At 67.9% G+C, this 25,101-nt stretch carries 21 protein-coding genes and 4 pseudogenes; 13 read left to right on the plus strand and 12 right to left on the minus strand.

Annotated elements, in window-relative coordinates; genetic code table 11:
• Window positions 1-52: 52 nt before the first annotated feature.
• From Bsp3421_RS15760 to Bsp3421_RS15785, 7 genes and pseudogenes are all read right to left on the minus strand, one after another.
• A pseudogene (locus Bsp3421_RS15760) lies at window positions 53-899 on the minus strand (oxidoreductase).
• A gap of 26 nt (window positions 900-925) precedes the next feature.
• Window positions 926-1,333 carry an SDR family oxidoreductase gene (locus Bsp3421_RS34020; protein ID WP_337995287.1) on the minus strand — a complete coding sequence of 136 codons (408 nt, stop codon included), beginning with the start codon at window positions 1,331-1,333 and terminating at the stop codon, window positions 926-928.
• A 97-nt stretch (window positions 1,334-1,430) separates the two neighbouring features.
• Window positions 1,431-1,649 (minus strand): annotated as a pseudogene (locus Bsp3421_RS34025) (SDR family NAD(P)-dependent oxidoreductase); the annotation flags it as partial.
• A gap of 175 nt (window positions 1,650-1,824) precedes the next feature.
• A complete protein-coding gene (locus tag Bsp3421_RS15770) occupies window positions 1,825-2,025 on the minus strand; it encodes a transcriptional regulator (RefSeq protein WP_273996854.1) in 201 nt (66 codons plus the stop codon).
• 66 nt (window positions 2,026-2,091) lie between these two features.
• Window positions 2,092-2,466 carry a HEPN domain-containing protein gene (locus Bsp3421_RS15775; RefSeq protein WP_273996855.1) on the minus strand — a complete coding sequence of 125 codons (375 nt, stop codon included), beginning with the start codon at window positions 2,464-2,466 and terminating at the stop codon, window positions 2,092-2,094.
• A 50-nt stretch (window positions 2,467-2,516) separates the two neighbouring features.
• Window positions 2,517-2,873 (minus strand): nucleotidyltransferase domain-containing protein, encoded by a 357-nt coding sequence (locus Bsp3421_RS15780; protein WP_252983326.1) that lies wholly within the window; start codon window positions 2,871-2,873, stop codon window positions 2,517-2,519.
• A gap of 291 nt (window positions 2,874-3,164) precedes the next feature.
• Window positions 3,165-3,812, minus strand: a complete 648-nt coding sequence (locus tag Bsp3421_RS15785) for a TetR/AcrR family transcriptional regulator (RefSeq protein WP_273996856.1) — start codon at window positions 3,810-3,812, stop codon at window positions 3,165-3,167.
• A gap of 106 nt (window positions 3,813-3,918) precedes the next feature.
• Between Bsp3421_RS15785 and Bsp3421_RS15790 the strand changes: the two genes are divergently transcribed.
• Genes Bsp3421_RS15790 through Bsp3421_RS15800 form a run of 3 tightly spaced genes read left to right on the plus strand, consistent with a single transcriptional unit; the run spans window position 3,919 to window position 7,356 of the window.
• Window positions 3,919-4,827, plus strand: a complete 909-nt coding sequence (locus Bsp3421_RS15790) for an SDR family NAD(P)-dependent oxidoreductase (protein WP_273996857.1) — start codon at window positions 3,919-3,921, stop codon at window positions 4,825-4,827.
• Window positions 4,824-6,380 carry a flavin-containing monooxygenase gene (locus Bsp3421_RS15795; protein WP_273996858.1) on the plus strand — a complete coding sequence of 519 codons (1,557 nt, stop codon included), beginning with the start codon at window positions 4,824-4,826 and terminating at the stop codon, window positions 6,378-6,380. The genes Bsp3421_RS15790 and Bsp3421_RS15795 overlap by 4 nt, the downstream gene beginning before the upstream one ends.
• A gap of 4 nt (window positions 6,381-6,384) precedes the next feature.
• Window positions 6,385-7,356: an alpha/beta fold hydrolase gene (locus Bsp3421_RS15800; protein ID WP_273996859.1), complete on the plus strand. Its 972-nt coding sequence runs from the start codon at window positions 6,385-6,387 to the stop codon at window positions 7,354-7,356.
• A 9-nt stretch (window positions 7,357-7,365) separates the two neighbouring features.
• Here the strand turns inward: Bsp3421_RS15800 and Bsp3421_RS15805 are convergent, their stop codons facing one another.
• Window positions 7,366-8,568: an aminotransferase class I/II-fold pyridoxal phosphate-dependent enzyme gene (locus tag Bsp3421_RS15805; RefSeq protein WP_273996860.1), complete on the minus strand. Its 1,203-nt coding sequence runs from the start codon at window positions 8,566-8,568 to the stop codon at window positions 7,366-7,368.
• Window positions 8,569-8,683: 115 nt separating this feature from the next.
• Between Bsp3421_RS15805 and Bsp3421_RS15810 the strand changes: the two genes are divergently transcribed.
• From Bsp3421_RS15810 to Bsp3421_RS15825, 4 genes are all read left to right on the plus strand, one after another.
• Window positions 8,684-9,538 carry a LysR substrate-binding domain-containing protein gene (locus Bsp3421_RS15810; protein ID WP_273996861.1) on the plus strand — a complete coding sequence of 285 codons (855 nt, stop codon included), beginning with the start codon at window positions 8,684-8,686 and terminating at the stop codon, window positions 9,536-9,538.
• Window positions 9,539-9,955: 417 nt separating this feature from the next.
• The gene (locus Bsp3421_RS15815) at window positions 9,956-11,467 is read left to right on the plus strand and encodes a sensor domain-containing diguanylate cyclase (protein WP_443111460.1); all 1,512 of its coding nucleotides are present in this window, start codon (window positions 9,956-9,958) and stop codon (window positions 11,465-11,467) included.
• A gap of 62 nt (window positions 11,468-11,529) precedes the next feature.
• The gene (locus Bsp3421_RS15820; protein ID WP_273996863.1) at window positions 11,530-12,066 is read left to right on the plus strand and encodes a hypothetical protein; all 537 of its coding nucleotides are present in this window, start codon (window positions 11,530-11,532) and stop codon (window positions 12,064-12,066) included.
• Window positions 12,063-13,880, plus strand: a complete 1,818-nt coding sequence (locus Bsp3421_RS15825) for a hybrid sensor histidine kinase/response regulator (RefSeq protein WP_273996864.1) — start codon at window positions 12,063-12,065, stop codon at window positions 13,878-13,880. Before Bsp3421_RS15820 ends, Bsp3421_RS15825 begins: the two co-directional genes overlap by 4 nt.
• Window positions 13,881-13,889: 9 nt before the next feature.
• Here the strand turns inward: Bsp3421_RS15825 and Bsp3421_RS15830 are convergent, their stop codons facing one another.
• A complete protein-coding gene (locus Bsp3421_RS15830; protein WP_273996865.1) occupies window positions 13,890-14,744 on the minus strand; it encodes a helix-turn-helix domain-containing protein in 855 nt (284 codons plus the stop codon).
• Between the two features lie 510 nt (window positions 14,745-15,254).
• On the opposite strand from Bsp3421_RS15830, the gene Bsp3421_RS15835 reads away from it, so the two are divergent.
• Both Bsp3421_RS15835 and Bsp3421_RS15840 read left to right on the plus strand, forming a co-directional pair.
• Window positions 15,255-15,704 carry a zinc-finger-containing protein gene (locus tag Bsp3421_RS15835; RefSeq protein WP_273998426.1) on the plus strand — a complete coding sequence of 150 codons (450 nt, stop codon included), beginning with the start codon at window positions 15,255-15,257 and terminating at the stop codon, window positions 15,702-15,704.
• An 879-nt stretch (window positions 15,705-16,583) separates the two neighbouring features.
• Entirely contained in the window at window positions 16,584-18,527 is a 1,944-nt protein-coding gene (locus Bsp3421_RS15840) for a S53 family peptidase (RefSeq protein WP_273996866.1), read from the plus strand.
• Between the two features lie 86 nt (window positions 18,528-18,613).
• Here the strand turns inward: Bsp3421_RS15840 and Bsp3421_RS15845 are convergent.
• Window positions 18,614-18,946, minus strand: a pseudogene (locus Bsp3421_RS15845) (IS4 family transposase); the annotation flags it as partial.
• A gap of 18 nt (window positions 18,947-18,964) precedes the next feature.
• On the opposite strand from Bsp3421_RS15845, the gene Bsp3421_RS15850 reads away from it, so the two are divergent.
• From Bsp3421_RS15850 to otsA, 3 genes are all read left to right on the plus strand, one after another.
• Window positions 18,965-19,567 carry a hypothetical protein gene (locus Bsp3421_RS15850; protein ID WP_273996867.1) on the plus strand — a complete coding sequence of 201 codons (603 nt, stop codon included), beginning with the start codon at window positions 18,965-18,967 and terminating at the stop codon, window positions 19,565-19,567.
• A gap of 2 nt (window positions 19,568-19,569) precedes the next feature.
• The gene (locus Bsp3421_RS15855) at window positions 19,570-20,454 is read left to right on the plus strand and encodes a 4-hydroxy-tetrahydrodipicolinate synthase family protein (RefSeq protein WP_273996868.1); all 885 of its coding nucleotides are present in this window, start codon (window positions 19,570-19,572) and stop codon (window positions 20,452-20,454) included.
• 177 nt (window positions 20,455-20,631) lie between these two features.
• Window positions 20,632-22,047 (plus strand): alpha,alpha-trehalose-phosphate synthase (UDP-forming), encoded by a 1,416-nt coding sequence (gene otsA, locus Bsp3421_RS15860; protein ID WP_273996869.1) that lies wholly within the window; start codon window positions 20,632-20,634, stop codon window positions 22,045-22,047.
• A 135-nt stretch (window positions 22,048-22,182) separates the two neighbouring features.
• Here the strand turns inward: otsA and Bsp3421_RS15865 are convergent, their stop codons facing one another.
• Both Bsp3421_RS15865 and Bsp3421_RS34030 read right to left on the minus strand, forming a co-directional pair.
• Window positions 22,183-22,536, minus strand: a complete 354-nt coding sequence (locus Bsp3421_RS15865; protein ID WP_273996870.1) for a hypothetical protein — start codon at window positions 22,534-22,536, stop codon at window positions 22,183-22,185.
• A gap of 493 nt (window positions 22,537-23,029) precedes the next feature.
• A pseudogene (locus tag Bsp3421_RS34030) lies at window positions 23,030-23,503 on the minus strand (hypothetical protein); the annotation flags it as partial.
• Window positions 23,504-23,516: 13 nt separating this feature from the next.
• Here Bsp3421_RS34030 and Bsp3421_RS34035 point away from each other — a divergent pair.
• Window positions 23,517-25,091 (plus strand): collagen-like triple helix repeat-containing protein, encoded by a 1,575-nt coding sequence (locus Bsp3421_RS34035; protein WP_337995269.1) that lies wholly within the window; start codon window positions 23,517-23,519, stop codon window positions 25,089-25,091.
• Window positions 25,092-25,101 lie beyond the last annotated feature (10 nt).

Here is a 25,101-nt window from a genome sequence, read left to right on the forward strand (position 1 = left end):
GGATCCCGCGCCGCGCGCATCGTGCCGAACACATCGCGCCGGCTACGGCAAATCACTCCTGGTCCGGAAAGTCTGCGCGCTTCGTTGTTTCTGCCCACGCATCGAAGTTGTCGCGCAGCGCATCGAGCCGCGCCAGCGCGACCTTCAGCGCGGCACCGCCGAGGAGCAGGCGCAGCGGCGGCTCGTCGGCTTCGTACGCGGCGATGATCGCGAGAGCCGCGCGCCGGGTCGCCGGGCTGCTTGCCCGACACCGCGCGTGTCGCCGCGCGGCGCTTTCCCGCCGTGTCCGCGTAGTCGTCGATCCGAGTCGCGGATTCAAGCATCGAACACCCCGCCCAGTCGGTGCGAAACGCGCCCGGCTCGACGATCGTCACGCGAATGCCCAGCGGCGCGACTTCATGGGGCAGCGATTCGGACAGGGCCTCGACCGCGAATTTCGTCGCGTGGTAGTAGCCCGTCGCGGCAAACGCGACGAGCCCGCCGAGCGACGACATATTGAAGATGTGCCCTCGGCGCTGCTGCCGCATGCCGGGAAGAATCCGCTGCGTCAGTGCGTTAAGGCCGAACACGTTGACCTCGAACTGCGCGCGGATCTCGCGGTCCTCGCCTTCCTCGATCGCGGCGAGATACCCGAAGCCGGCGCTGTTGACGAGCACGTCGATTGCGCCGAAATGAGATCGCGCCTGCTCGACGGCGCTTGCGATCGACGCCGGATCGGTGACGTCGAGCTGCAGCGGCAACACACGTTCGCTGTACCGGCAGGCGAGATCCGACAGGCTGTCGGGCCGGCGTGCGGTCACCACCGCGCGCCAGCCGCGTTCGAGCACGGCTTCGGCGAGCGCACGGCCGAGGCCGGACGATGCACCGGAAATGAACCACACGGGCGATTGATCGTTCATCGGTTGCTCCTTGAGGAAACGGGGGGTCAGCTGGTCTGGCCCGTAGGCCGGATCGTGAGTTCGTTCACGCTGACGCTCATAGGCGACTCGATCACGTGGCGCACCGCGCGCCCGATATCCATCGGTTGCAGCGCAATCGCGCGGTACTCGCGCATGTACGCCTGGGTCGGCGCGTGCGTGATCGTGTCGGCCAGCTCGCTTTCGACGACACCGGGATTGATGCAAGTGATCCGCAGTGTGGGATGCTCTTGGCGCAGGCCGTCCGACAACGCGCGCACCGCGAACTTCGTCGCGCAGTAGATGGCGGCGGTCGGCGACACCGAGAGCGCACCGATCGACGCGATGTTGATGATCTGCCCGGCGCCGCGCGAATCCATGTGCGGCAGCACGGCCGCGATGTTCCACAGGACCCCCTTGAGGTTGACGTCCACCATGCGGTCCCATTCGTCGTGATGGCCGGCGACGAGCGGCGACAGGCGGCATGACGCCCGCGTTGTTCACCAGTACGTCGATCCGTCCCCACGTCTCCAGCGCCGCATCCGCGAACGCTTGCGCCGATCGGCGATCAGTCACGCCGAGCGCGCGGGTTTCGACTGCGGCACCCGCCGCGCGGAGATCGCGCGCGATGGCGTCGAGCCGGTCCGTGCGGCGCGCGCCCAGCATGAGCTTCGCGCCCGGTACAGCCAGCGCGCGTGCAATGCCCTCGCCGATTCCACTCGATGCGCCCGTGATGAGAATGACTTTGTCCATGACACCTCCCTGTTTCGATGACAGGACGATATCGCCGCTTCTCTGTCGCTTGTAGAAGGTGAATACTGGATGCTACGCGCAAGGGCGCGACGCATGAGAGACAGTCGATACGCGTCGCTTCTCATCCATCCGCCTCATTGAGTATATTTTCATGAAATATACTCAATGAGTATCATCAAGCCTTTTCGTGATGATTCTGCAAAATTTCGCGAATGAACTTCCACGCCATCTCGGGCATGGCGCGAAACTCCTTGGAATCGCTGGGCAGAAGCCAGTTATCCAACCCGCGCTTCTTTGCACCTATGCGTTCCGCAAACTGCTCGCGCGTCATGCCCATCGTGCCCATTGCCTCCCGCAGAAAGTCCTGCTGCGTCATCGGTGTACTCTTTCTCACCGCACCATCCTCTCACCAAATTTCGACATATGACCGTGTTCATGCGGTTCACGGGCGGGGCTGTCGCGGACCTTCGTCAGCCGGTCCCGGCGCATCAATCTGGTACGCGGCCCGAATCGCCTGAATGAACAAGCCTGACTGCTCGACGACCCAAGTTGCCAGCTCCATGTCCACCCTGTCGCCGGTATAGTCGGCCACCTGGCGGATTTCCTGAGCCCGGTTCAGTGTGCGGCCCCACTCAGGCTGCACCTGACCGGTCTTAACCAGGTGCAGGCCGAAGGCCGCGATCACACCGTTGTGCGTTCGCACGACGCTCGGATCGACCGGCGCACCGGAGGCGAGCAACGCGGCGCGCGCCGCGTCGAACATGGCGTAATAGGCGCGATTGCACGCTCCGTTAATGTCACCATCATCGAGCAGCAAAGCCGCCGAGGACGATGCCCTAAGGGCCTTCGTCAGAAGGTCGTGGACGCTTACCACAGTCGAACTCCGTCACTTTCGATATTGCGCAATAGCGCGGGGTTGGAATACGACTCAGGGTGTTCCCATTCGTCTTCCCAGACGGGAAGGGGCTGCACCCGGATTCCCGTTTCCAGCAAGACATCAAACGCCATGTCGGCCATCATCAGTTTGGCCGCCATGAATTGGCCGCGTGGCCCCGGCAGGACAACCGCGATATCGGCGTCACTGTCCGGGCGGAATCCGCCTTTCGCACGACTACCAAAGAGGATGGCTCCTTTGACCGGAAAGGCCTTGGCGGCCCTGTCCAGAAAGGCGAATGCCGTCTGCTTGGTATCGGCGTCGATAGGGTGTTCAGCCAGGGTGCGCATGCGCGGTCGCCTCACGTTTAATCTACTCAATGAGTATCATACATCACGGTGATCACCGGCGCGCGACCGCGCGCCATCGGTATATCAGCCTCGGGCTCGAAATCTTCACTCCCAGGGTAGGTAGTCAAATGCCGCAGCAGCGTCACGCCGCTCTCGTGCTGACACCTCCAGGTAGGGCGAGACGTGATCGATGTGCGAGCGCCCCAGCAGCAATTGACCACCGCGCCCACCACCCTGCAGACCGGCGGCTGATCAGCCTCGCAGCGCGCACGGCATACACGCCCCGCCCCCTCACGCCCCCCGATACTGCAAAGTCCCCAACAGCACCTGCCGGCAGTTGCGCACCATCGTCTCCTCCGAATCGCGATAGCCGGTCAGCAGCCACGCCGCGGCGAGGTTGGTCATCGCGCCGACCAGCCCCAGCCCGATCAGCCGCTGGTCCGCGCGCCGCGCGGCATCCTCGGTTTCGAGCGGCTGCGCGAACGACATGATCATCCAGCCGAACTCCAGCAGATTGCGCTGGTAGGTCAGATCGGTCTCGGCGCTCACGCCCATCACCTCGAACAGCAACACGCGCGCCGCGCACGTATCGCGCAGGAACGCGAAGAACGCGCGCAGGCCGGCGTCGATGCGCGCGTCGAGCCGTTCGTGCCCGCCCGCCTCGACCGCCTGCCGCACCTGCGCCCTCAAGCCCTCGGCGTGGTGCTGGTAGGTCGCGCGCAGCAGCGCCTCGGCGCTCTCGAACTCGGCATAGAAATAGCGGTCGTTCAGCCTCGCCTCCTTGCACAGCGCGCGCACGGTGGTCTTGCGAAAGCCGGTCGTGCCGAACAGCCGGGTGCCCGCCTGAATCAGCGCCGCGCGCCGCTCCGCCGCCCGCGCCTCCGACGACACGCCGCCATAGGGCCGCCCCTTGCGGGGTGTTTCGAGTGTTTTCTCCATTTCCGTGATTTGACAACAGCCAGCGCCAAAACTAAAGTGGTGACACGATACACCACATTTAAGGCCATCGAAGCCGGACAGACAAATCCCCAGGGAGGGACGTCGGATGAGGAGTTTTTCGGACAAGGTCGCCGCGATCACCGGCGCCGGATCGGGCATGGGGCGCAGTCTCGCCGTGGAACTCGCGCGGCGCGGCTGCCATCTCGCGCTCAGCGACGTCAATCCGGAAGGGCTGGCGCAGACGGTCGCCGCCTGCACGCCCTACGGCGTGCGGGTGACGTCGCAGCGCGTGGACGTCGCCTCGCGCGAAGCCGTGTTCGCCTGGGCGCGCGCCGCCCACGACGCGCACGGCCGGATCAACCTGGTCTTCAACAACGCGGGCGTGTCGCTCGCGGCGAGCGCCTCGGAGGCGTCCATCGAAGACTTCGAGTGGATCATGGGCATCAACTTCTGGGGCGTCGTGCATGGCACCCAGGCGTTCCTGCCTTATCTGCGCGCGTCGGGCGACGGCCACGTGATCAACACGTCGAGCCTGTTCGGCCTGATCGCGATGCCGACCCAGAGCGCCTACAACGCCAGCAAGTTCGCGGTGCGCGGCTTCACCGAAGCGCTGCGCATGGAACTCGAACTCGAAGGCGCGCCCGTCAGCGCGACCAGCATCCATCCGGGCGGCGTCGCGACCAACATCGCGACCGCATCGCGCATCGACACGAGCATCCATGCGCTGACCGGCCAGGACAGCGACGCGCACCGCCGCTCGGCCAACCGGCTCATCAACGTGACGAGCGCCGATGCGGCGGCGCGCCAGATCCTGGCGGGCGTCGAACGCAATGCGCGGCGCGTGCTGGTCGGCGCGGACGCGCGCCGCCTCGACCGGCTCGCACGCCTGCTCGGGTCCGCCTATCAGGTGCTGGTGCTGCGCTTCGTCCGCCAATCGCGCGCGCGCCACCTGCGGCGCGGCGCGGACGCCTCGTCGCGCGATCTCGATTCCTCCATCCGCAAGGACCCCGCATGAGCCCCACCGCCGATCGGCCCGCCGCGCGCGACGACGCCGCCACGGATTTCGATGTCCTGATCGTCGGCGCCGGCCTGTCCGGCATCGGCGCCGCCTATCACCTGCGCGAACGCTGCCCGTCCGCGCGCGTCGCGATCCTGGAAGGACGCGGCGCGATGGGCGGCACCTGGGACCTGTTCCGCTATCCGGGCGTGCGCTCCGACTCCGACATGTTCACGCTCGGCTACAGCTTCCATCCGTGGCACAGCGCGCTGGCGATCTCCGACGGCGGCACGATCCTCGACTACATCAAGGACACCGCGCGACACTTCGGCATCGACCGCGCGATCCGCTATCACCACAAGGTGACGGCCGCCAACTGGGATTCCGCGAGCGCGCGCTGGACGGTGCACGTGCAGCGCGACGACGGCGCGGGCCAGACCGCGGAAATCCGCTACACCTGCCGCTTCCTCTACATGTGCAGCGGCTACTACGACTACGAGGAAGGCCACGCGCCGCGCTGGCCGGACATGGAGCAGTACGCGGGCCGCGTCGTGCATCCGCAGCACTGGCCCACCGACCTCGATTACGCGGGCAAGCGCGTCGTCGTGATCGGCAGCGGCGCGACCGCGGTGACGCTGGTGCCGTCGATGGCGGGCGCCGCGCGGCACGTGACGATGCTGCAGCGCTCGCCGACCTACATCGTGTCGCTGCCCGCGCGCGACAGGATCGCCGACGCGCTGCGCCGCTGGCTGCCGGCCGGCTTCGCGCACAAGCTGGTGCGCACGAAGAACGTGCTGCTGACGATGTATTTCTACAATCTCGCGCGCCGCCGCCCGGACGCGACCCGGAAATTCATCCTCCGCGCGGCGGGCCGCCAGCTCGGCCCGCAGTTCGACGTCAACAAGCACCTCGCGCCGCGCTACCAGCCCTGGGACCAGCGCCTCTGCCTCGTGCCGAACGGCGACCTGTTCAAGGCGATCCGCGCGGGCAACGCATCGATCGTCACCGACGAGATCGAACGCTTCACGCCCACCGGGCTGCGCCTGAAAAGCGGCCAGCGCCTCGACGCCGACGTGATCGTGTCCGCGACCGGACTCAAGCTGAAACTGCTGGGCGGCGCGGCGATCAGCGTCGACGGACGGCCCGTGCAGTTGTCGGACAGCGTGTCGTACAAGGGCATGATGTACAGCGGCGTGCCGAACCTCGCGTCGTCGTTCGGCTACACGAACGCGTCGTGGACCTTGAAGGCCGAGCTGATCGCGCTCTACGTCTGCCGGCTGCTCAACCACATGCAGGCGCACGGCTACGACAGCTGCGTGCCGCGCGCCGACGCCGCCGGCATGACACTCGCGCCCGCGGTCGACCTGACCTCCGGCTACATCCAGCGCGCCGCCGCCGTGCTGCCGAAGCAGGGCGCGCGCAATCCGTGGCGCTCCCACCAGAACTACGCGCGCGATCTCGCGACGCTGCGCTTCGGCTCGCTGATCGACGACGCGATGCATTTCGAGCGCCGCCGCGCGCCGCTCGCCGCCCGCGACGACACCCCGCAACCCGCCTACGACGCAAGGTGACCCCGTGATAACGACGCTTCTCTCCGCTTTTGTCATCGTGCTCGCGGCGCTCGTCGCGTTCACCTTTTACACCGCAGGGCGCATCACGCGGCTGTTCCCGCCCGAGGGCAAGTTCATCGACATCGGCGCGGACCGCCTGCACTACGTCGACTACGGCAGCGGGCCGCCGATCGTGCTCGTGCACGGCCTGTGCGGCCAGCTGCGCAATTTCGCCTACCTCGACCTGCGGCGGCTCGCGCAGTCGCACCGCGTGATCGTGGTCGACCGGCCCGGTTCCGGCCGCGCGACGCGCGGCGCGCGTTCGGGCGCGAACGTGTATGCGCAGGCGCGCACGATCGCGATGTTCATCGACGCGCTCGGGCTCGACCGCCCGGTCGTGGTCGGCCACTCGCTGGGCGGCGCGATCGCGCTCGCGGTCGGCCTCAACCATCCGCGCCAGGTCAGCCGGCTCGCGCTGATCGCGCCGCTCACGCACGTCGAGACCGAGCCGCCCGGCCCGTTCCGCGGGCTCGCGCTGCGCTTCGCGCTGGTGCGCCGGCTGGTGTCGTACACGCTCGGCATCCCGGTGTCGATCCTGCAATCGCGCAAGGCGATCGACATGATCTTCGCGCCGGAGCCCGTGCCGAAGGACTTCGCGGTCAAGGGCGGCGGGCTGATGGGCCTGCGGCCCGACGCGTTCTATGCCGCCTCGTCCGACCTCGTCGCCGCGCCGGACGACCTGCCCGACATGGAGCGCCGCTACCCGTCGCTCGAGGTGCCGGTGGACATGCTGTTCGGCCGCGGCGATGTGATCCTCAACTGGCAGCGCCACGGCGAGGCGCTCAAGCGCAAGCTCGACAGCGTGAACCTGAAGGTGGTCGACGGCGGCCACATGCTGCCCGTCACGCAACCGAACGCGACCACGGAATGGCTGCGCGACGTCGCGGCCGCGCCGCGCGCGCAGGCGGAAATCCAGCCGGCCGGCCAGCCCGGCTGACCGCGCGCGTCAGTCCGCCTGAATCGCGCGGCGCAGCGCCAGCGCGATGCCGCGCGCGGCCAGCGTGACTTCGTCGAGCGACGGGAACGACGGTGCGATCCGCAGGTGCCGGTCGTCCGGATCCCGGCCGTGCGGATAGGCCGCGCCCGCGGGCGTGAGCACGAGCCCCGCCTGCGCGGCCAGCTCGACCGTGCGCCGCGCGCTGCCGCGCGGCCCATACAGGCTGATGAAGTAGCCGCCCGCCGGCCGTGTCCACGAGACGTCCGGCACCCCCTCCAGCAGCTCGCCGAACGCCGCGTGCACCGCATCGAACTTCGGACGCAGCAAGGCGCGATGGCCGGCCATCAGCGCATCGACGCCGGCGCGGTCGCGCAGCGCGCGCACGTGGCGCAGCTGGTTCAGCTTGTCGGGGCCGATCGTGCGCACCGACACATGGCGCGCCCACCAGTCGAGGTTGTCCTTCGACGCGGCCAGGAAAGCAACGCCGCCGCCGCCGTACGTGACCTTCGACAGCGAGGCGAACACCAGCGCGCGATCCGGATGGCCCGCGGCCGCGCACGCGGCGAGCACGTCGGGCGTCGCGTGCGCGGTCGGCGTCAGGTGGTGGAAGCGATAGGCGTCGTCCCAAAACAGCCGGAAGTCGGGCGCGGCCGTCGGCATCGATGCGAGCCGCCGCACGGTCTCGGCCGAATAGATCGCGCCGGTCGGATTGCCGTACAAGGGCACGCACCAGATGCCCTTGATCGCGGGATCGTCGCGCACCTGGGCCTCGATGAAGTCGAGATCCGGACCGTCGTCGCGCATCGGCACGTTGATCATGCGGATCCCGAGCGACGCGCAGATCGAGAAGTGGCGATCGTAGCCCGGCACCGGGCACAGGAACGCGATGTCGCGCCACGGCGCGCCGCCCGGCACGCCGAACAAGGTCGCGAATACCAGCGCGTCGTGCATCAGTTCGAGGCTCGAATTGCCCATCGCCGCGACCTGCGCCGGCGCGACGTCGAGCAGCGCGGCGCCGAACGCGCGCGCCTCCGGCAAGCCGAGCGGCAGCCCGTAGTTCCGACAATCGATGCCGTCGCGCGACAGATGGCCCGGCGCACCCGCCGCGTCGAAGCACGCGGTCGCGAGATCGAGCTGCTCGGGCGAGGGCTTGCCCCGCGACATGTCCAGGCGCATCCCCGACTGCATGAAGGCTTCATACGTCATCGTCATTCCCTAGCTCTCCGGCCGCGCGCGGCGTCTGGTTTCGATCGGCCCAGTATGCGCGCGCCCTTGCATTCAGACAAACGCGTTATATTGATCCTTTCAATCAGTTTTTCTGATAGCCATGAAAGCCCTCGACCTCGATGTGCTGGCGATGGTGGTTGCCGTCGCCGATGCGGGCAGCTTCGTGCGCGGCGCGGCGCTCGTGCATCGCTCGCAGTCCGCGCTGAGCATGCAGATCAAGACCCTCGAAAGCGCGCTCGGCAAAACGCTGTTCGTGCGCGGCCCGCGCAGCGTCACGCCGACGCCCGACGGCCACACGCTGCTCGCCTACGCGCGCCGCATGCTCGCGCTGCGCGACGAGGCCTGGGCCTCGCTCGTGCATCCCGAGGTGAAGGGGCGCGTGACGATCGGCGTGCCGGACGACTATGCGTCGTCGCTGCTGCCGCCCGTGCTGCGCAAGTTCTCTGCCAGCTATCCACGCGTCGAGATCCAGGTGATCGGGCTGCCGAGCAGCACGCTCGTGCCGCTGCTCAAGGACAACAAGATCGACCTCGCCTGCGCGACCCGCATGCGCGGCCTGCGCGGCGTCCCGATCCGCGCGGAGCCGATGGTCTGGGCCGGGCCGCCCGCGGGCGGCAAGGAGATCTGGCGCGAGCGTCCGCTGCCCGTCGCGCTGTTCGGCACGGGCAGCGTCGCGCGCGCGAACGCGATCCGTGCGCTGGAACGCGCGCGGATCCCCTATCGCACGTCCTACGAAAGCCCGAGCCTGATGGGCCTGTGCAGCATGGTCGAGGCCGGCCTCGCGGTCGCGCCGCTCGCGCGCTGCGCGGTGCCCGCGCACTTCTCCCAGCACGGGGCCGCGCACGGGCTGCCGCCGCTGCCGGACCTCGACATCGTGCTCGCGCGCAGCGCGCGATCGAACCGGCCGCCGTGCGATTTCCTCGCCGACCAGATCCTCGCGGAACTGCGCGCCTGAGCGCGCCGGACCCATGCGCGCGCAACCATCGCGCGTCCTGCATGCCGATTGAAAACATGTGTCGCCGGGCCGGTACGGCACGTTTTCTGCTTGTTAAATCGGCGTGCGCCACGCCTTGATTCAGATCAAGCCCGTCGACCGGGATACGTCGCGGCAGGCATCGGTCAAATCGACCGACTGCGCCGCCGACGCCCATTCCGACGGGCCTGCCGCGCGGCCCGCCACGAGCGGCCGGCGCCCGTCGAGCACTTGCGCACGAGCGTTCGTCAGCCGCTTGTCATGCGGATCGTCAACCTTTTCGCGCTATAGTGAAATGAACAATCAACCGCTTTATACACAAGCACCGCCGGCCGCCCGACCCTGCGCGCCGGCGGCCGTCGTGCCCACCCGCAGACAGGACACCCCGGGATCATGCGTATGCCCTCTGCCTCAGCCAGCCGCTGCCTGAACGCGTCCGCGACACGCCTGCTGACTCCGATGGGCGTCGTCATCTACGGCATGCTGCTGCTGGTGTTCGTCTGGGCGCTGTGCGCGCGGGTGCTGTACGAGTCGCGCCACGACGCGTACCAGCGCGCGCGCGAGAACGCCCGCAACCTGGTGCTCGTGCTCGAGCGCGACATCGCCCGCAACATCGAGCTGTACGACCTGTCGCTGCAGGCGGTGGTCGAGGGGGTCGGCGACCCCGAGGTAATGGCGCTGCCCGCGCCGATGCGCGCCAAGGTGCTGTTCGATCGCGCCGCGTCCGGCAAGTATCTCGGCACCATCTACGTGATGAACGAGTTCGGCGACATCGTGCTCGACGCGCACCAGATTCCCGCCCGCGCCGGTAATTTCGCCGATCGCGACTACTTCAGGTATCACCGCACCCACCCCGGCCGCGAGCTGTTCATCAGCGCGCCCTATGCGTCACGCATGCGCAACGGCGCGCTGACGATCGCGCTCAGCCGGCGCGTGACGCGCGCCGACGGCTCGTTCGGCGGCGTGGTGGTCGGCACGCTCAGCATCGACTATTTCCGCGCGCTGCTCGACGGCCTGTCGGTCGGCCCGGGCGGCACCGCCGCGATCATCGAGACGAACGGCCTGATGATCAACCGCCTGCCCTACGACCGCGCGATCGTCGGCCGCAATGTCGCGGATTCGCCGCTGTTCCAGCGCGCGATGGTCGAGAGCGAAGGCGCGTTCAGCGGCATCGCGTCGATCGACGGCACGAAGCGCCTGTTCGTCTACAAGCACCTGCCGGGACTGCCGATCATCGTCGACGTGGCGCCGGCGGAAAGCTACATCTATGCGGAATGGCACAAGCGGCTCGGGCGCATCACGCTGCTGCTGGTGGTCTTCAGCGCCGTGATCGTATGTGGTGCGCTGCTGCTCGCGCGCGAGCTGGGCTGGCGGCAGCTCGCCGAGTCGCAGCTGCGGCGGCTCGCGCGCACCGATGCGCTCACGGGCCTCAGCAACCGCGGCGCGTTCGACGAGACGCTGCACAGCGAATGGAACCGGGCCCATCGCACCGGCCGGCCGCTGTCGCTGCTGTTCGTCGACATCGACCAGTTCAAGCCGTACAACGATTACTACGGGCACCAGTCGGGCGACGACGTGCTCCGGGCGGTCGGCCAGTGCCTGCGCGAATGCGTGCGCCGCGCCTCCGACGACGTCGCGCGCTACGGCGGCGAGGAATTCGTCGTCACGCTGCCCGACACCGACGAGCAGGGCGCGACGCTGATCGCGGAAAACGTCCGGCGCACCGTCTACGATCTCGAGATCGAACATGTCGGCAGCCCTTACGGCCGGCTCACGGTCAGCATCGGCGTGGTGACGTCGCGCCAGGACAGCGCGCCGAGCGACGTCGCGCTCGTCAGGCTCGCCGACGCCGCGCTGTACCAGGCCAAGTCGATGGGCCGCAACCGGGTCTGCGACACCTTCAGCGGCTGAACGCGGCCCGTAGGGCACAATAGGCGGACCGGCGCAGCGCCGCCAGCCCGTCGACGACCACCATGCCCGAGCCGCATCCCGTCCCGCCCACCCGCGCCGCGCGATTCGCGCGCACCGCGCGCCGCCTCGCCGGCGCCACGCTGCTCGCCTGCGCGGGCGCGCACGCCGGTCCGCTGACGCTCGAGATCGGCGGCAACCTCGGCCACCCCCGCCGATCCGCGCAATCCCGTCTACCACTTCGACGAAGCCGCGCTGCTCGCGCTGCCCGCCGCGCGCATCGAGACCTCGACCAACTGGACGCCGCGGCGCACCTGGCAAGGGCCCCGCCTCGAGGACGTGCTCGCGCGCGCGCCGGCGCGCACGGCAGCGCGATCAAGGTCTACGCGTACGACGACTACCGCGAGGAGATCCCGATGGCGCTGATCACGCGCTACCACCCGATCCTCGCGTACAGCGGCGACGGCAAGCGTCTGGCGCTGAGCGACTTCGGTCCGCTCTTCATCGTGTTCCCGCGCGACCAGTATCCCGGCGAGCTGAGCGGCGTGACCAGCCAGCGCCGCTTCGTGTTCCACGTGCGCCGCATCGACGTCAAGCCATGAAATGGTTCACGCAGCCCGCCGGCGACCGGATGCTCGCATTCGTCGGCATCGTGCTCGCGGCCGTCACGGTCCTGTGGCTGTATTTCGGCTACGCGCTCGTCAGCCTCGCGCCGCCCAGTCTCACGGGGCGGCTCGAACAGCAGGAGAACTACTACGTCCCCGTCTCGCAGTTCGAGCAGGCCGCGCTCAAGGCCGAGGCGGCCCTGCTGCGCTACGGCGCGGGGCAGGAGGACTTCGACACCGTCGACGTGAAATTCCAGATCCTCAAGGCGAAGCTCGCGCGCCTGAGCGAGCCCTCGGATTCCACCTACCTGCTGTTGCAGACGCGCGGCTACACGGCCTCGGTCGAGCGGCTCGGCGACATCGCCTCGGACCTGGAACGCGGCCTCGAAGCCGCGCGCCGCGATCGCGCGGCGGCCATCCCGCTCGCCGGCCGGTTCCGCCTGATGGACGAACCGTTCGCCGATCTCGAGATGAACGTCGGCAACGCGGAGGGCCTGCTGCGCGACCGCATGTACACCGACTACACGCACCGCCGCCGTGCGCTGATGAGCGTGAGCATCGGCGTGCTGCTGGTGTTCGTCGGCCTCATCAGCGGCCTGGTGCTGAACGCGCGGCGCATGCGCGCGCTGATGCTGCGGCAGCGCGCGGTGCTGGTGCGCGAGCAGGAGGCCACGCACGCGGCGGCGGAAGCGGTCAATGCGCGCAACGCGTTCCTCGGCATGGTCGGCCACGAGCTGCGCACCCCGCTGCAGAGCATCACCGCAGCCATCGACGTGCTGGCCGACCGCAGCTTCCCGCCCGCCGACCAGATGATCATCAACCGGCTCGCGCGCGCGGCCGACCAGCTCGACGCGCAGATGAAGGATCTCACCGACCTGTCGCGGATGAACGCCGGCAAGCTCGCGCTGCGCCGCCAGTCGTTCGTGCCGCGCGACGTGCTGCTCGCGGCGATCGAGAGCGTCGCGGACCGGGCGCGGCACAAGGCGCTGTGGTTCGACAAGACGGTTCCCGACGACGAGGCGGTCTACGTGTCGGATCCCTACCGGATCCAGCAGGTCGTCACCAATCTGCTGACCAATGCGATCAAGTACACCGAGCGCGGCGGCGTCGCACTGCACGCGGCGCTGCTGCGCGGCGAGCAGCGCGACCAGTTGTCGATCGAGATCGAGGACACCGGGCCCGGCTTCCCGCAGGAGCAGGCCGCCCGCATCTTCCAGCCGTTCACCCAGCTCGACGCGTCGAGCACGCGCCGCCACGACGGCGTCGGCATGGGCCTCGCGATCGTGCGTGGCCTGCTGAACCTGCTGGGCGGATCGATCGCGGTCAACAGCACGGTCGGACGCGGCACGACCTTCCAGGTCGTGCTGCCGCTCGAGCGCGCCGCCGAGCAGGACGACCCGGCGCAGCGCGGCGCGCGCGCGCCGTATCGGCTCGCCGACAAGATCGTGCTCGCGGTGGACGACCAGGAGGCGATGCGCGAATCGCTGCGCGCGATGCTCGCCGCGACCGGCGTGCGCTTCGAGCTGGCCGCGAGCGCGGACGAGGCGCTGCAGTTGCTCGCGCGCGGCCGCTTCGACGCGCTGCTGCTCGACATCAACATGCCCGACAAGGACGGGCTCTCGGTCGCGCGCTCGGTGACGGCGAGCGACGGGCCGAACCGGCGCACGCCGATCGTCGCGCTGAGCGCGGCCGGCCCCGAGACGCTGTCCGAGCCGGACCGCGACCTGTTCGAGCACTACCTGATGAAGCCGATCCGCACCGACGACCTGAAGCGCGTGCTCGACGCGGTGTTCTCGCGCGGCGCGCCCTGACGCCGCGCGCTACAGCGTGTTGAGGCGCTTGTTCAGTTCGGCGGCGAGGAGCGGCAGACGCGCGGGCTTTTCGAGCACGTTGACGTCGAACACCGTCATCACGCGCGCGATGTCCGATTCGTCGACATTGCCGCTGTCGAGCTGGCCCGTCAGCAGGAAGATCGGCGCGCGCGGCTTGTCGGAGGCGCGGATGTCCTTGATCGCGGCCTCCGCGGTCTCGCTGCCGAGCAGCCAGTCGAGCACGTAGGCGTCGAACACCGTGTGACGCATCGCATGGCGCAAGCTGCCCGCGTCATAGTAGGCCGTCGCGTCGAAGCCGCGCTCGTTCAGGTACAGGCAGATCGTGTCGGCGGTCTTCAGCTCGCCGCCGCCGTCGCCCAGGTCGTCGTCGACGATCGCGACCGACGGCTTGCCGCTGTCGGCGTGCTTCGGCCGGATCTCGATCAGGTCGACCGCGAAGCGCTGACCGATCGGCGCGGCGTCGTGCGGATAGATGCGCCACAGCTCGCCCACCCGCAGCGCGACATACTCGGGCGGCTTGCCGCCCTTCAGTTCGTCGCCGATCCACGCGAGACAGGTGAGCAGCCGCGTGCCGACGTCGAGCAGCGCGACGCTCGGCTCGCCGCGCGTCTCCTCGCGCGGATCGACGAGCGCAAACACCGGCTCGCCGTAAGCGTCGGCCACGCCGCGGATTTCGCTGAAGGTCCAGGTGCTCTGGCCGCGCATCTTGCGGTGCGCCTGGGCGAAGCTCAGCAACAAGATGTCGGAAAGCGCGCGGGTCTGCTTCTGCTTCGGCACGCCGTGCCGTTCCATCAACTGCGCGACGCGGCTCGCGATCAACGCGTTGTCCTGCATGTTTTGCATAATCGGCTCATGTCCTCGTGTTCCGGGATGCGGGCCGGCGCCCTGCCATCGCCCCCCCGTCCGACGGCTTGTCGGACCGGGGTACGCGTGGATTCTAGAGGGACACCCGACGCCCGCACAGCCCGCCAGCCCACCCAAGATCGCCGCGACGCGACGAAAAACTCACGCGCCGAGAAATAATTCATCGCATATACATGCTTTATATGCAATGCATGAAAACGACATTCTCGCTTCATGCGATTTTCAATGCAAATTTGCGCCAAGAAGCCTCCCTCGCGTGCGACAGGCGTCATCTCGATGAAAAAAAGTATTGCGTTAAAAGAAATGGCGCGATCAGGGCGGCCGGAGCGACGGATTCGCCCCGCCGCGGGCCTTCGTCGCGCATCATTCAGGAATGCGTATCAGCGGCGCGACCGGCGCCGAATGCGGGCCCGGGCCGCCGACTTGGTAAACTGGCGGCGTGTACCGGCCATCGGGCCCTTGTCTTTTCTCTGTCTGTACTCTTCCATCATGCGTGTCGGCCGTCCTGTTCCTGCCCTACCCCAACCTGTGTGCGACTACTGCGGCGCCAAGGCGCTGCTCGCGCGCCACGGCGACGACGCGTATCCCTACCGCGACGAGCATGGCCCGCTGTGGATCTGCCCGCCGTGCGACGCGTGGATCGGCGTGTATCCGCGCAGCCGGCGCAACGTGCCGCTCGGCCGGCTGGCCAATGCCGACCTGCGCCAGGCGAAGTCCGAGTTGCATGAAGCGCTCGAGCCGCTGGTCGCGGCCAAGATGCGCCGCGACGGCTGCAACGCGTTCGAAGCGCGCGCCAAGGGCGTGCGCTGGCTCGCGGGCCAACTCGGCATCGATCCCGGCGCCAATACGATCCATTCGTTCGACGCGGCGCAATGCCGGCAAGCCATGCAATTGATCGCGGCCTTTCACGCGCGTAAATCCGGCGACGCCGATCTTTGACGCATTGCAGCGCCAGCAAGCCGGACCCCGCGAACCGGCAAAGGCGCGCCGCACCATGCACTTACGGGAATATTATTTTTACTTACATATTCCATCGATATATCTCTAAAAGTTTTAGACATAATCAAAAAAAGTTTGACTCATGGTTTTTTTCCTTGATATTGTTTCCGGCAGGAAATGCACAAAAAAGCCTGACACAAGCATCAAAATACACGAAACTGACGAAATACTTCCAAATTAATTACGCCGTATCGAGGGCCAATCCGCTTTTAAAAAGCCGCAACACATTCCCGTTTACCAATTAATTCCCGATTTATCGGCAATCGATTTTCATTGCCCATATATTCTCCTCCCCGGATTCAATCGATTAAAGATGGATTCCGGACGGATGAATCGGCGGACGTGAAAAACGATGCCGCAGCGACGGCCGGCGAACCATCTCCGCGCGACGGCACTGCGCATGCAATCGCTTGACGGCCCCCCGGCACGCCGGGTCCGGGCCGATGAACTGGACGATCCGCACGGCATCGCGCACGGCCTGGTCCGGCCTCCGCGCGAGGGCGTCGTATCGACCCCACCAACCCGGCAGCACCACATCGAGCAGAAACTGATGGAAGCACTTATGCCAGCCATATAGATCGGAATCCTAAAAACTTCGTCAATTTGCGCTTAGCATCGGGAGCCATGCTTCGGCGCCATGTCCGCCGTCGCGGGCGCATCGTCGGGACATCCCGACATCTTGCAGGAAGGGGGAGGGCCTCCATGTCGCCGTGAATCTGGTTCGTTGCCTTTGTTATGCGTCGGTTTGCATCACGCGACGCCGCCGCCACGAGGGCGCGGCCGCCGCAGCAGTTCTTCGTCATCATCCTGGAGCACACAATGCAGAGAACTCAGCAAGTCAATCGTCAATCGTCCAACCGCTTCGCCCTCGCGCTGCTGCCGCTCGCCGTCGCGGCAACGCTCGCGCCGCTGTCCGCGCATGCCGCCACCAGCTGGGTGGCGACCCGCACCGATGCCTTCCTGCAGGCCAGCACCCCGGCGGCGGCCGTCGCGCAGTCGCAGGCGCAAGGCGCCTCCGCCGCGGTCGCGCCGACCTACACGCTGAACAGCGTGGGTTCGCCGGCGGTGACCGACACCGTGGTCACGCCGCTCGAATTGAGCCAGCCGCTGCACGTGACGATCGTGCTGAAGAACCGCAATGAGGATCAGCTCGACGCGTTCCTGCACGACGTCAACCAGCCGGGCAGCGCGAGCTATCACAAGTACCTCACGCCCGACCAGTTCAAGGCGCGCTTCGCGCCGACCGACGCGCAGGTGCAGGCGGTCGTCGCCCACCTGAAGGCAAACGGCTTCTCGAACATCCAGATCACCGAGAACAACAAGCTGATCTCCGCGGACGGCAACGCGACGAGCGCGCAGAACGGCTTCCATGCGAGCGTCAAGCGCTTCAACTATCGCGGCAAGCCCGTCTACGCGAACGACTCCGCCGCGCTGGTGCCGTCGTCGCTCGGCACCGTCGTCGAATCGGTGCTCGGCCTGCAGAACGCGGTCGTGCCGCACCGCCTGATCCAGCGCATCTCGCCGAACGCGCGCATCGCGTCGAACGCAGCCGGCAGGAACGCGGCGGCCGGCTCGCAGGTCGGCCACCAGCCGACCGACTTCGCGAAGATCTACGACGCGAGCGGCCTGCCCACCGCGACCAACACCACCGTCGGCATCATCACCTGGGGCGACATGACCCAGACGATCTCCGACCTGAACACCTTCACCAAGAACGCGGGCCTGCCGACCGTCAACACCGCGGTGGTCGCGGGCGGCTCGGGCACGCTCGCCGACGACGGCGATCCGAGCGAGTGGGATCTCGACAGCCAGGACATCATCGGCACGGCGGGCGCGGTCAAGCAGCTGATCTTCTACGCGGCCGTCAACGGCGACAGCAGCGACAGCGGCCTGACCGACGCCACGCTGACCGCCGCCTACAACAAGGCGGTGACCGACAACAAGGCGAAGGTCATCAACGTGTCGCTCGGCCTCGACGAAACGGCGGCGAACTCCGACGGCTCGCTGTCGGCCGACGACGCGGTGTTCAAGCAGGCGGTCGCGCAAGGCCAGGTGTTCTCGGTGTCGGCGGGCGATGCCGGCGTGTACCAGTGGTCGACCTCGCCGCAAGGCGCGCCCGGCTACATCGGCACCTACAACGGCAGCAGCGTGAAGACGACCATCACCCTGACGAAGTACAGCGTATCGTCGCCGGCCAGCTCGCCGTACGTGGTGGCCGTCGGCGGCACCACGCTGTCGACCACGGGCACCACGACCTGGGCCGGCGAGACGGTGTGGAACGAAGGCGTCGCGTACGCGGACGTCGACAGCAACGGCAACCCGGTCGACAACGCCGTGCGGATCTGGGCCACGGGCGGCGGCGTCAGCAAGTACGAGACGGCGCCGAGCTGGCAGACGGCGGCGCTCGGCAGCAGCGTGACCAAGCGCGTGCTGCCCGACGTCGCGTTCGACGCCGCGCAATCGACCGGCGCGTACATCGTGATCAACGGCCAGACCAACCAGCTGGTCGGCGGCACGAGCCTCGCCTCGCCGATCTTCGTCGGCGGCTGGGCGCGCGTCGAGTCGGCGAACAGCAACAGCCTCGGCCTGCCGACCCAGGCGTTCTACCAGGGCATCCCGAGCAACACGGCGTTGATCCACGACATCTCGTCGGGCAACAACGGCTACAGCGGCCACGGCTACAACGCCGCGTCCGGCTGGGATTACGACACGGGCTTCGGCAGCCTCGACTTCGCGAAGGTCAGCGCCAGCTCCGTGAAGTAAGCGCGGTACGCCGGCGCGCTCATCGCGGCGCGCCGGCGCAACAGTCCTCCACGCGATTGCAGGCCCCTCCCCGAAGGTCATGCCGTTCAGTTAAGGATCTTTCTTAGGAAGCGGACGGGATCAGGAGCAGGACGGGACTTGACGGCCCGATCGCATTCGCGATCGGGCCGTTTTACGTCGATGAGCAGCTTGAGGTGTGCGCGGAGCCGCTTGAGGACGGCGGGCAACCTGGCGAAGGCAGGCGTGCGTGCGGCCCACATCCTTTCGTGCTGGATGAGATGGCGCGAGCGAACGAAGCTGAGTTCGCTCGGTTCGCACTTGGCCTCGAAGGCAGCGCAAGCCATTTCGCGACGAATCAGGTTGTAGGCGATCAACGCTCCCCAGATTTCCTGGTAGATGCCGTCGACAGTTCGGCTGCGATCCAGCATGAAGATCAGGTGATCGGTCAGCATCGCGCCAAACGCGAACAGCCCGGCCCGCCGTTTACAACTCCAACTCCAGAAGAAAATACCGTTCAGGTCTTAACTGAACGGCATTACCGCTCAAGCGGGGCTTTTTTGCGCGCGCCGCGTTTGGGGTGGGATGCAAAAAAAACCGCATCGATACTTTTTATCGCGGCAACACCGTTTTTTTCACATCGTTTTTATGCGCGGGCCTGTAGCGTGGAGGGGTCTTGTCCACGCATCGCGGTTCGTCCGCTCAACATGGCGCTCCTCCACGCAATTCCTGTTCCCGACCTGCCGCCGCTTACGCCGCGCCCGCTGACCCGCCAGAACGTCATTCCGTTCCCCGCCCGGCGCGTGCTGCTGCCGGTCACCCTGCCGGTGCGCACTCAAGCGCAGGCGTCGTCCTTGCTGCACACGCTGTTGCATTCACCGCTCGGCGCCTACGTCGTGAACGTCGAGGCCGGCGACGAAACGATCCGCGTCGCCTGCCGTCTCGCGCGCAACGATCTCGGCTTCGCGCTGCACACGCTGCTCGCGACGCTGCCGGAAGCCACGCTCGGGCGCGTGCTCGCCGCCGATCGGGAGGGATACTGAGCATGTTCACAGGTCTCTGGCTGCCGCTCGTCACGCCGTTCCGGCGCGGCGTCGTCGACATCGACGCATTGCAGTATCTCGCCACGCACTATCAGCGCGCGGGCATCGACGGCTTCGTCGCGCTCGGCACCACGGCGGAAGCCGCCCTGCTGTCCGACGCCGAGCGCGAGGCGGTCGTCCGCGCGCTCTTCGACGTCGTCGGCGCGCGCACGCCGATCGTGATCGGCGTCGGCGGCGCGGATACGCGCGCCGTGCTGCGCGAGATCGTGCGCTGGGAGCGCTGGGACAGCGCGGGCTACCTGGTCTCGCCGCCGTCCTACATCTGCCCGGACCAGGCCGGCATCCGCTGGCACTTCGAACAGGTTGCGTGCGCAACCGAACGGCCGATCATGCTGTACGACGTCCCGCATCGAACGGGCGTCACGATCGAACCCGATACGGTCGCGCGGCTCGTCGAGTTGCGCAACGTGCTCGCGATCAAGGAGTGCGTGAAGGACCATTTCGCGCCGCTCGGCGAACTGCCGATCAGCGTACTGTGCGGCACCGACGAGGCGTTCGTCGACTGCCTGAGCGCGGGCGGCACGGGCGGCGTGCTGGCGAGCGCGCATCTCTGCGCGGACCTGCTCGACGATGCGCGGCAGTTGGTCGCCGCCGGGGCGCGCGCGGACGCGCGCAAATTGTTTGCTTGCCTGATTCCGCTACTGAGGTTACTGTTTTCCGCACCGAACCCCGCCGCGATCAAGGCCATGCTGTCATTCGACCATCCGGTTTCCCTTGAAACCCGCATGCCGATCAGCAGCGCATCGTCGGAACTGATCGAGCGGCTCCGCAAGGCACGCGAGCATCTGCAGGACGTGCGCGCGGAATTCGTCCGCACCGTGCACTAGCCGCCAGGCCGCGCCGGCCGCGTGCCGGCGCGTCATCCTTGCCACCCATCATCCACGCGTCGCACGGATTGCATCAGGAAGGGGCGCTCGCAAGGACCGCCATGCGGCGAGCACCCCTTCCTGATGCAATCGCACCGCCGCCGCGCAGGCCCGCGTGGAATCACATGGAGGTCCATCATGAGCCGTCTCGTCGTTGTTTCCAACCGCACCGCCGATCCGTCGAGCGCCTCCGCCGGCGGACTCGCCGTGGCGCTGCGGGACAGCCTGCAGCGACGCGGCGGCCTGTGGTTCGGCTGGAGCGGCAAGCTGCTCGACGCGCCGCCCGGAACCCACTACGACGTCGACGTGCAGCACAGCCAGGCCGGGCCGGTTCAGCTCGCGACCATCGACCTGAGCCAGGACGACCACGACGCGTACTACCTCGGCTATTCGAACAACGTCCTGTGGCCGGTGTTCCACTACCGGCTCGACCTCGCGAACTTCGATACGCGTTTCGCGGCCGGCTACCGGCGCGTCAACCGGCTGTTCGCGCGCGCGCTGCTGCCGCTGCTGCAGCCGGACGATCTCATCTGGGTGCACGACTACCATCTGATCCCGCTCGCCACCGAGCTGCGCGCGCTGGGCTGCCGCAACCGGATCGGCTTCTTCCTGCACATCCCGGTGCCGCCGCCGCTCATGATGGCCGCGATACCCGAGCATGAATGGCTGATGCGCTCGCTGTTCGACTACGATCTCGTCGGCTTCCAGACCCGCGCCGACGTCACGCATTTCACCCGCTACGCGGAAGCCGAGGCCGGCGCGCAGGCGCTCGACGGGGAACGGCTGCGCGCGTTCGATCGCACGTTGCGGGTCGGCGCCTTTCCGATCGGGATCGACGCCGATGAATTCACGACGCTCGCGAACGCCCCGGACGGGCTCGACATGTACACGCAGATGCGCGACGAGTATGCGCGCCGCAAGCTGCTCGTCGGCGTCGACCGGCTCGATTACTCGAAGGGCCTGCCACAGCGCGTGCAGGCGTTCCGCGAGTGGCTCGAACAGCATCCGGCGAGCCGCAAGAGCGCGACGCTGATCCAGATCGCCGCGCCGAGCCGCGAGGACGTCGACGCCTATGACGACCTGCGGCAACAGATGGACAGCCTGTGCGGCGCGCTCAACGGCGACTATGGCGAATTCGACTGGATGCCGGTGCGCTACATCCATCGCAACGTCGAGCGGACCGACCTGCCGGGGCTCTATCGCGCGTCGCGGGTGGCGCTCGTCACGCCGTTGCGCGACGGGATGAACCTGGTCGCGAAGGAGTTCGTCGCCGCGCAGGACCCGGAGGATCCGGGCGTGCTCGTGTTGTCGCGCTTCGCCGGCGCGGCCGAGCAGCTGACCGATGCGCTGCTGGTCAATCCTTACGATGTGCAGGGCACGGCCCGCGCGATCGAGCGCGCGCTCACGATGCCGCTCGACGAGCGGGTCCGCCGCCATGCGGCGCTGCTTGCCGTGATCCGCTCGCAGGATGTGCATTGGTGGAGCGCAAGCTTTCTTGGCGCGCTCGAGGACATCGCCGTGGCGCCGGCGAGCAGCGGCGCGCTTTCCGTCTAGGGCCGGGCAGTCCTGTTCCGGGCGCTGTCGGGCGGCCCGGCGCGGTCCGGCTCCATCAGGCGCGCGAGGCCGCGATCATCCTCCGGAATCCTTTCGATTGCCGGACGCGCATCCCGCGCCCGGCATGCTCACAGGTTAGTGCGCGCGGCTGCGCCGGGACGGGCGGATCGCGCCGAATTCCGCCTCCGGCAGGGTCTGCATCAGCAGGGACATGATTTCCATCACCCGCCCCGCCTCCAGTTCGATCTGCAGCGACGCCTGGCCGTCCCGGTTGTCGATCGTCGCGACATAGAGATTCATCTCGCTCCCCAGCGCGCGATGCAGGGTCTGCCGCGCGGTGCGCAGATGCCGGCTGTCGATGAGCACGGTGACGAGCCGCGCCCGCCCGTGGTCCGCCTGCGCGACGCGCCGCCTCGCGACCGGGCGGTTCAGGTGAATCGTGCCGGACCGGCCGGCAGTCGGAACGGGAGCGAGCTTGCGGAATGTCATATAGACGGGCGGAGCGGGCGCCGAACGTCCGCTCCTGGCTGTTGAACACGTCTCGATGGTAACGAGCGCGGTGAAAAGAGCGTGTAAAGAGCACGCGGCGCGGCGCAAAGAAGCTCTAGTTTCGCGGGCGCGGATGTCGTGCACGGGGCGCGTACGTCGTGTGCCGTAACATCCGCTGCGGCGTTACGTAGCGTCGCGGGAACATCGAATATCGAGGGCGGCATCAGGGTTTGCATCAATGCATTTTATTTGGATGAGGAAAAGGGATACGACGGGTTTCCAGACCTGATCCGGATGCGCGTTGTCATTTATGCAATGGTCCGGAATTTGCTGTGAAGGTTCGCGGTGAATAACTTCGGGGGCCTTCCATGCGTACGATACTCACCAGGACAACTATCGCCATTGGCGTCTCAACCCTGCTCGCGCTGCATGGCTGCGGATCCACGGACAGCATTCCGCCGCTCACCAGCGCCGGCGGAACGGTCAAGCCCACGACGTCGGGCACTTCGGGGACGTCGGGCACTTCGGGATCCTCGGGCGGCGGCGGGACGTCGGGGACTTCCGGTAGCTCGGGTACTTCGGGTACTTCGGGTACTTCGGGCACTTCGGGCACTTCGGGCACTTCGGGCACTTCGGGCACTTCGGGCACTTCGGGCACTTCGGGCACTTCGGGCACTTCGGGCACTTCGGGCACTTCGGGCACTTCGGGCACTTCGGGCACTTCGGGCACTTCGGGCACTTCGGGTACTTCGGGTACTTCGGGTACTTCGGGTACTTCGGGTACTTCGGGTACTTCGGGTACTTCGGGTACTTCGGGTACTTCGGGTACTTCGGGTACTTCGGGTACTTCGGGTACTTCGGGTACTTCGGGTACTTCGGGTACTTCGGGTACTTCGGGTACTTCGGGTACCTCAGGCACTTCCGGCACCTCGGGCACCTCCTCCACCCCGCTCGGCAACGTCCTCACTCAGGGCGGCAACTTGATCACGGCCGTTGGAACGGTCGTCGCCGACACAGGCGTGAAGGTCTCCGGCACGGCAGCGCCCGGCGTCAACGGCGCGACCACCACGGACCTCGGCAACGCCATCACCGATGTCGGCAACGGCGTCCGGACACTCGGCTACGGCACGGCGAACGGTCTCGGCACGCTCGGCAGCGCGGCCAACCCGCTCGGACCGACGCTGACCTCCAGCAGCGGCGTGGTCCATGACGTCGGCGCGTCGGTCACCAAGCTAGGCGGCGTCGTGACGAGCCTCGGCAGCGGCCCTCTCGCACCGCTCGCGCCCGTCACGGCAGCGCTGGGCACGACGGTCGTCGGCGGCGCCGGCGACCTGGTCATCAAGGTTGCAGGCGGCCTGAATCAGGTGCTGACCAATGCCCCCGTCCAACAGATCGAAACCCAGGTCAGCACGGTCATCAACCCGATCACGCTCGCCGTGTCGGACACGACCCGGACCGTCGGCAACGTCACCGGCCTCGGCGTGCCGCTGAACGATGTGCTCACCACGCTTGGCAACGGAATCGGTGCGCTCGGCGCGAAAGTGACAGGCTCGACCAACGATCAGGTCGGCAAGGACCTGGGCGGGGTCGTCACGCAACTGGGCCGGACCGTCACCGCGACGGGCGGACTCTTCACCGGCGCCACCACCAACCCGATCGGGCCGATCACGGGCCTGCCGATCACGATCACCGGTTCGCTGACCGGGTCCCTCGGCATCAACCTCGGCATGGGTGGATGGGGTAGCGGCGGCGGGCTCGGCGGCATCCTCGGTGGCCTAGGCGGCATCGGTGGTGCCGGAGGCAGTGGTGGCCCTGGCGGTGCCGGCGGACTCGGCGGCATCCTCGGTGGACTGGGCGGCGTCGGTGGTGCCGGAGGCCCCGGTGGCCCTGGCGGTGCCGGCGGGCTCGGCGGCATCCTCGGTGGCCTAGGCGGCATCGGTGGTGCCGGAGGCAGCGGTGGCCCTGGCGGTGCCGGCGGACTCGGCGGCATCCTCGGCGGCCCGAGCGGCGTCGGTAGTGCCGGCGGCCCTGGCGGTGCCGGCGGCATCCTCGGCGGCCTGGGCGGCGTCGGTAGTACCGGAGGCAGCGGCGGCCCTGGCGGTGCCGGCGTGCTCGGCGGTATCCTCGGTGGACTGGGCGGCGCGGTCGGTGTCGGTGTCGGCGCTGGAGGTGCTGGCGGCACTGCCGGCGGACTCGGCGGCATCCTGCAACCGCTGACGGGCGTCGTCGGCAACCTCGGCGGAGCCGGCGGCCCGCCGGCCGCGGGCGGCCTGCTGTCGCCGCTGACCAACCTGCTCGGCAAACCCGCCGCACCCGGCGGCGCGATAGGCGGCCCGCTGGCCCCCGTCGGCGCGCTGGTCGGCGCGCTCGTCGGCGGCGGCGCGCCCGGCGGCCCCGCATGCACGCCCACCTCGCCCGTCCCCGGCCTGATCACCGGCCTGACCGGCGGCGCGACAGGCAGCGGCTCGAACGGCGGCGCGGCCAACGCCGGCCCGCTCGCACCGCTCACGAACCTGCTCGGAGGGCTGCTCGGCGGCGGCACGCCCGGCAAGTAACGCAAGTCGG

The organism is Burkholderia sp. FERM BP-3421, assembly GCF_028657905.1.
Taxonomy (GTDB): Bacteria; Pseudomonadota; Gammaproteobacteria; order Burkholderiales; family Burkholderiaceae; genus Burkholderia.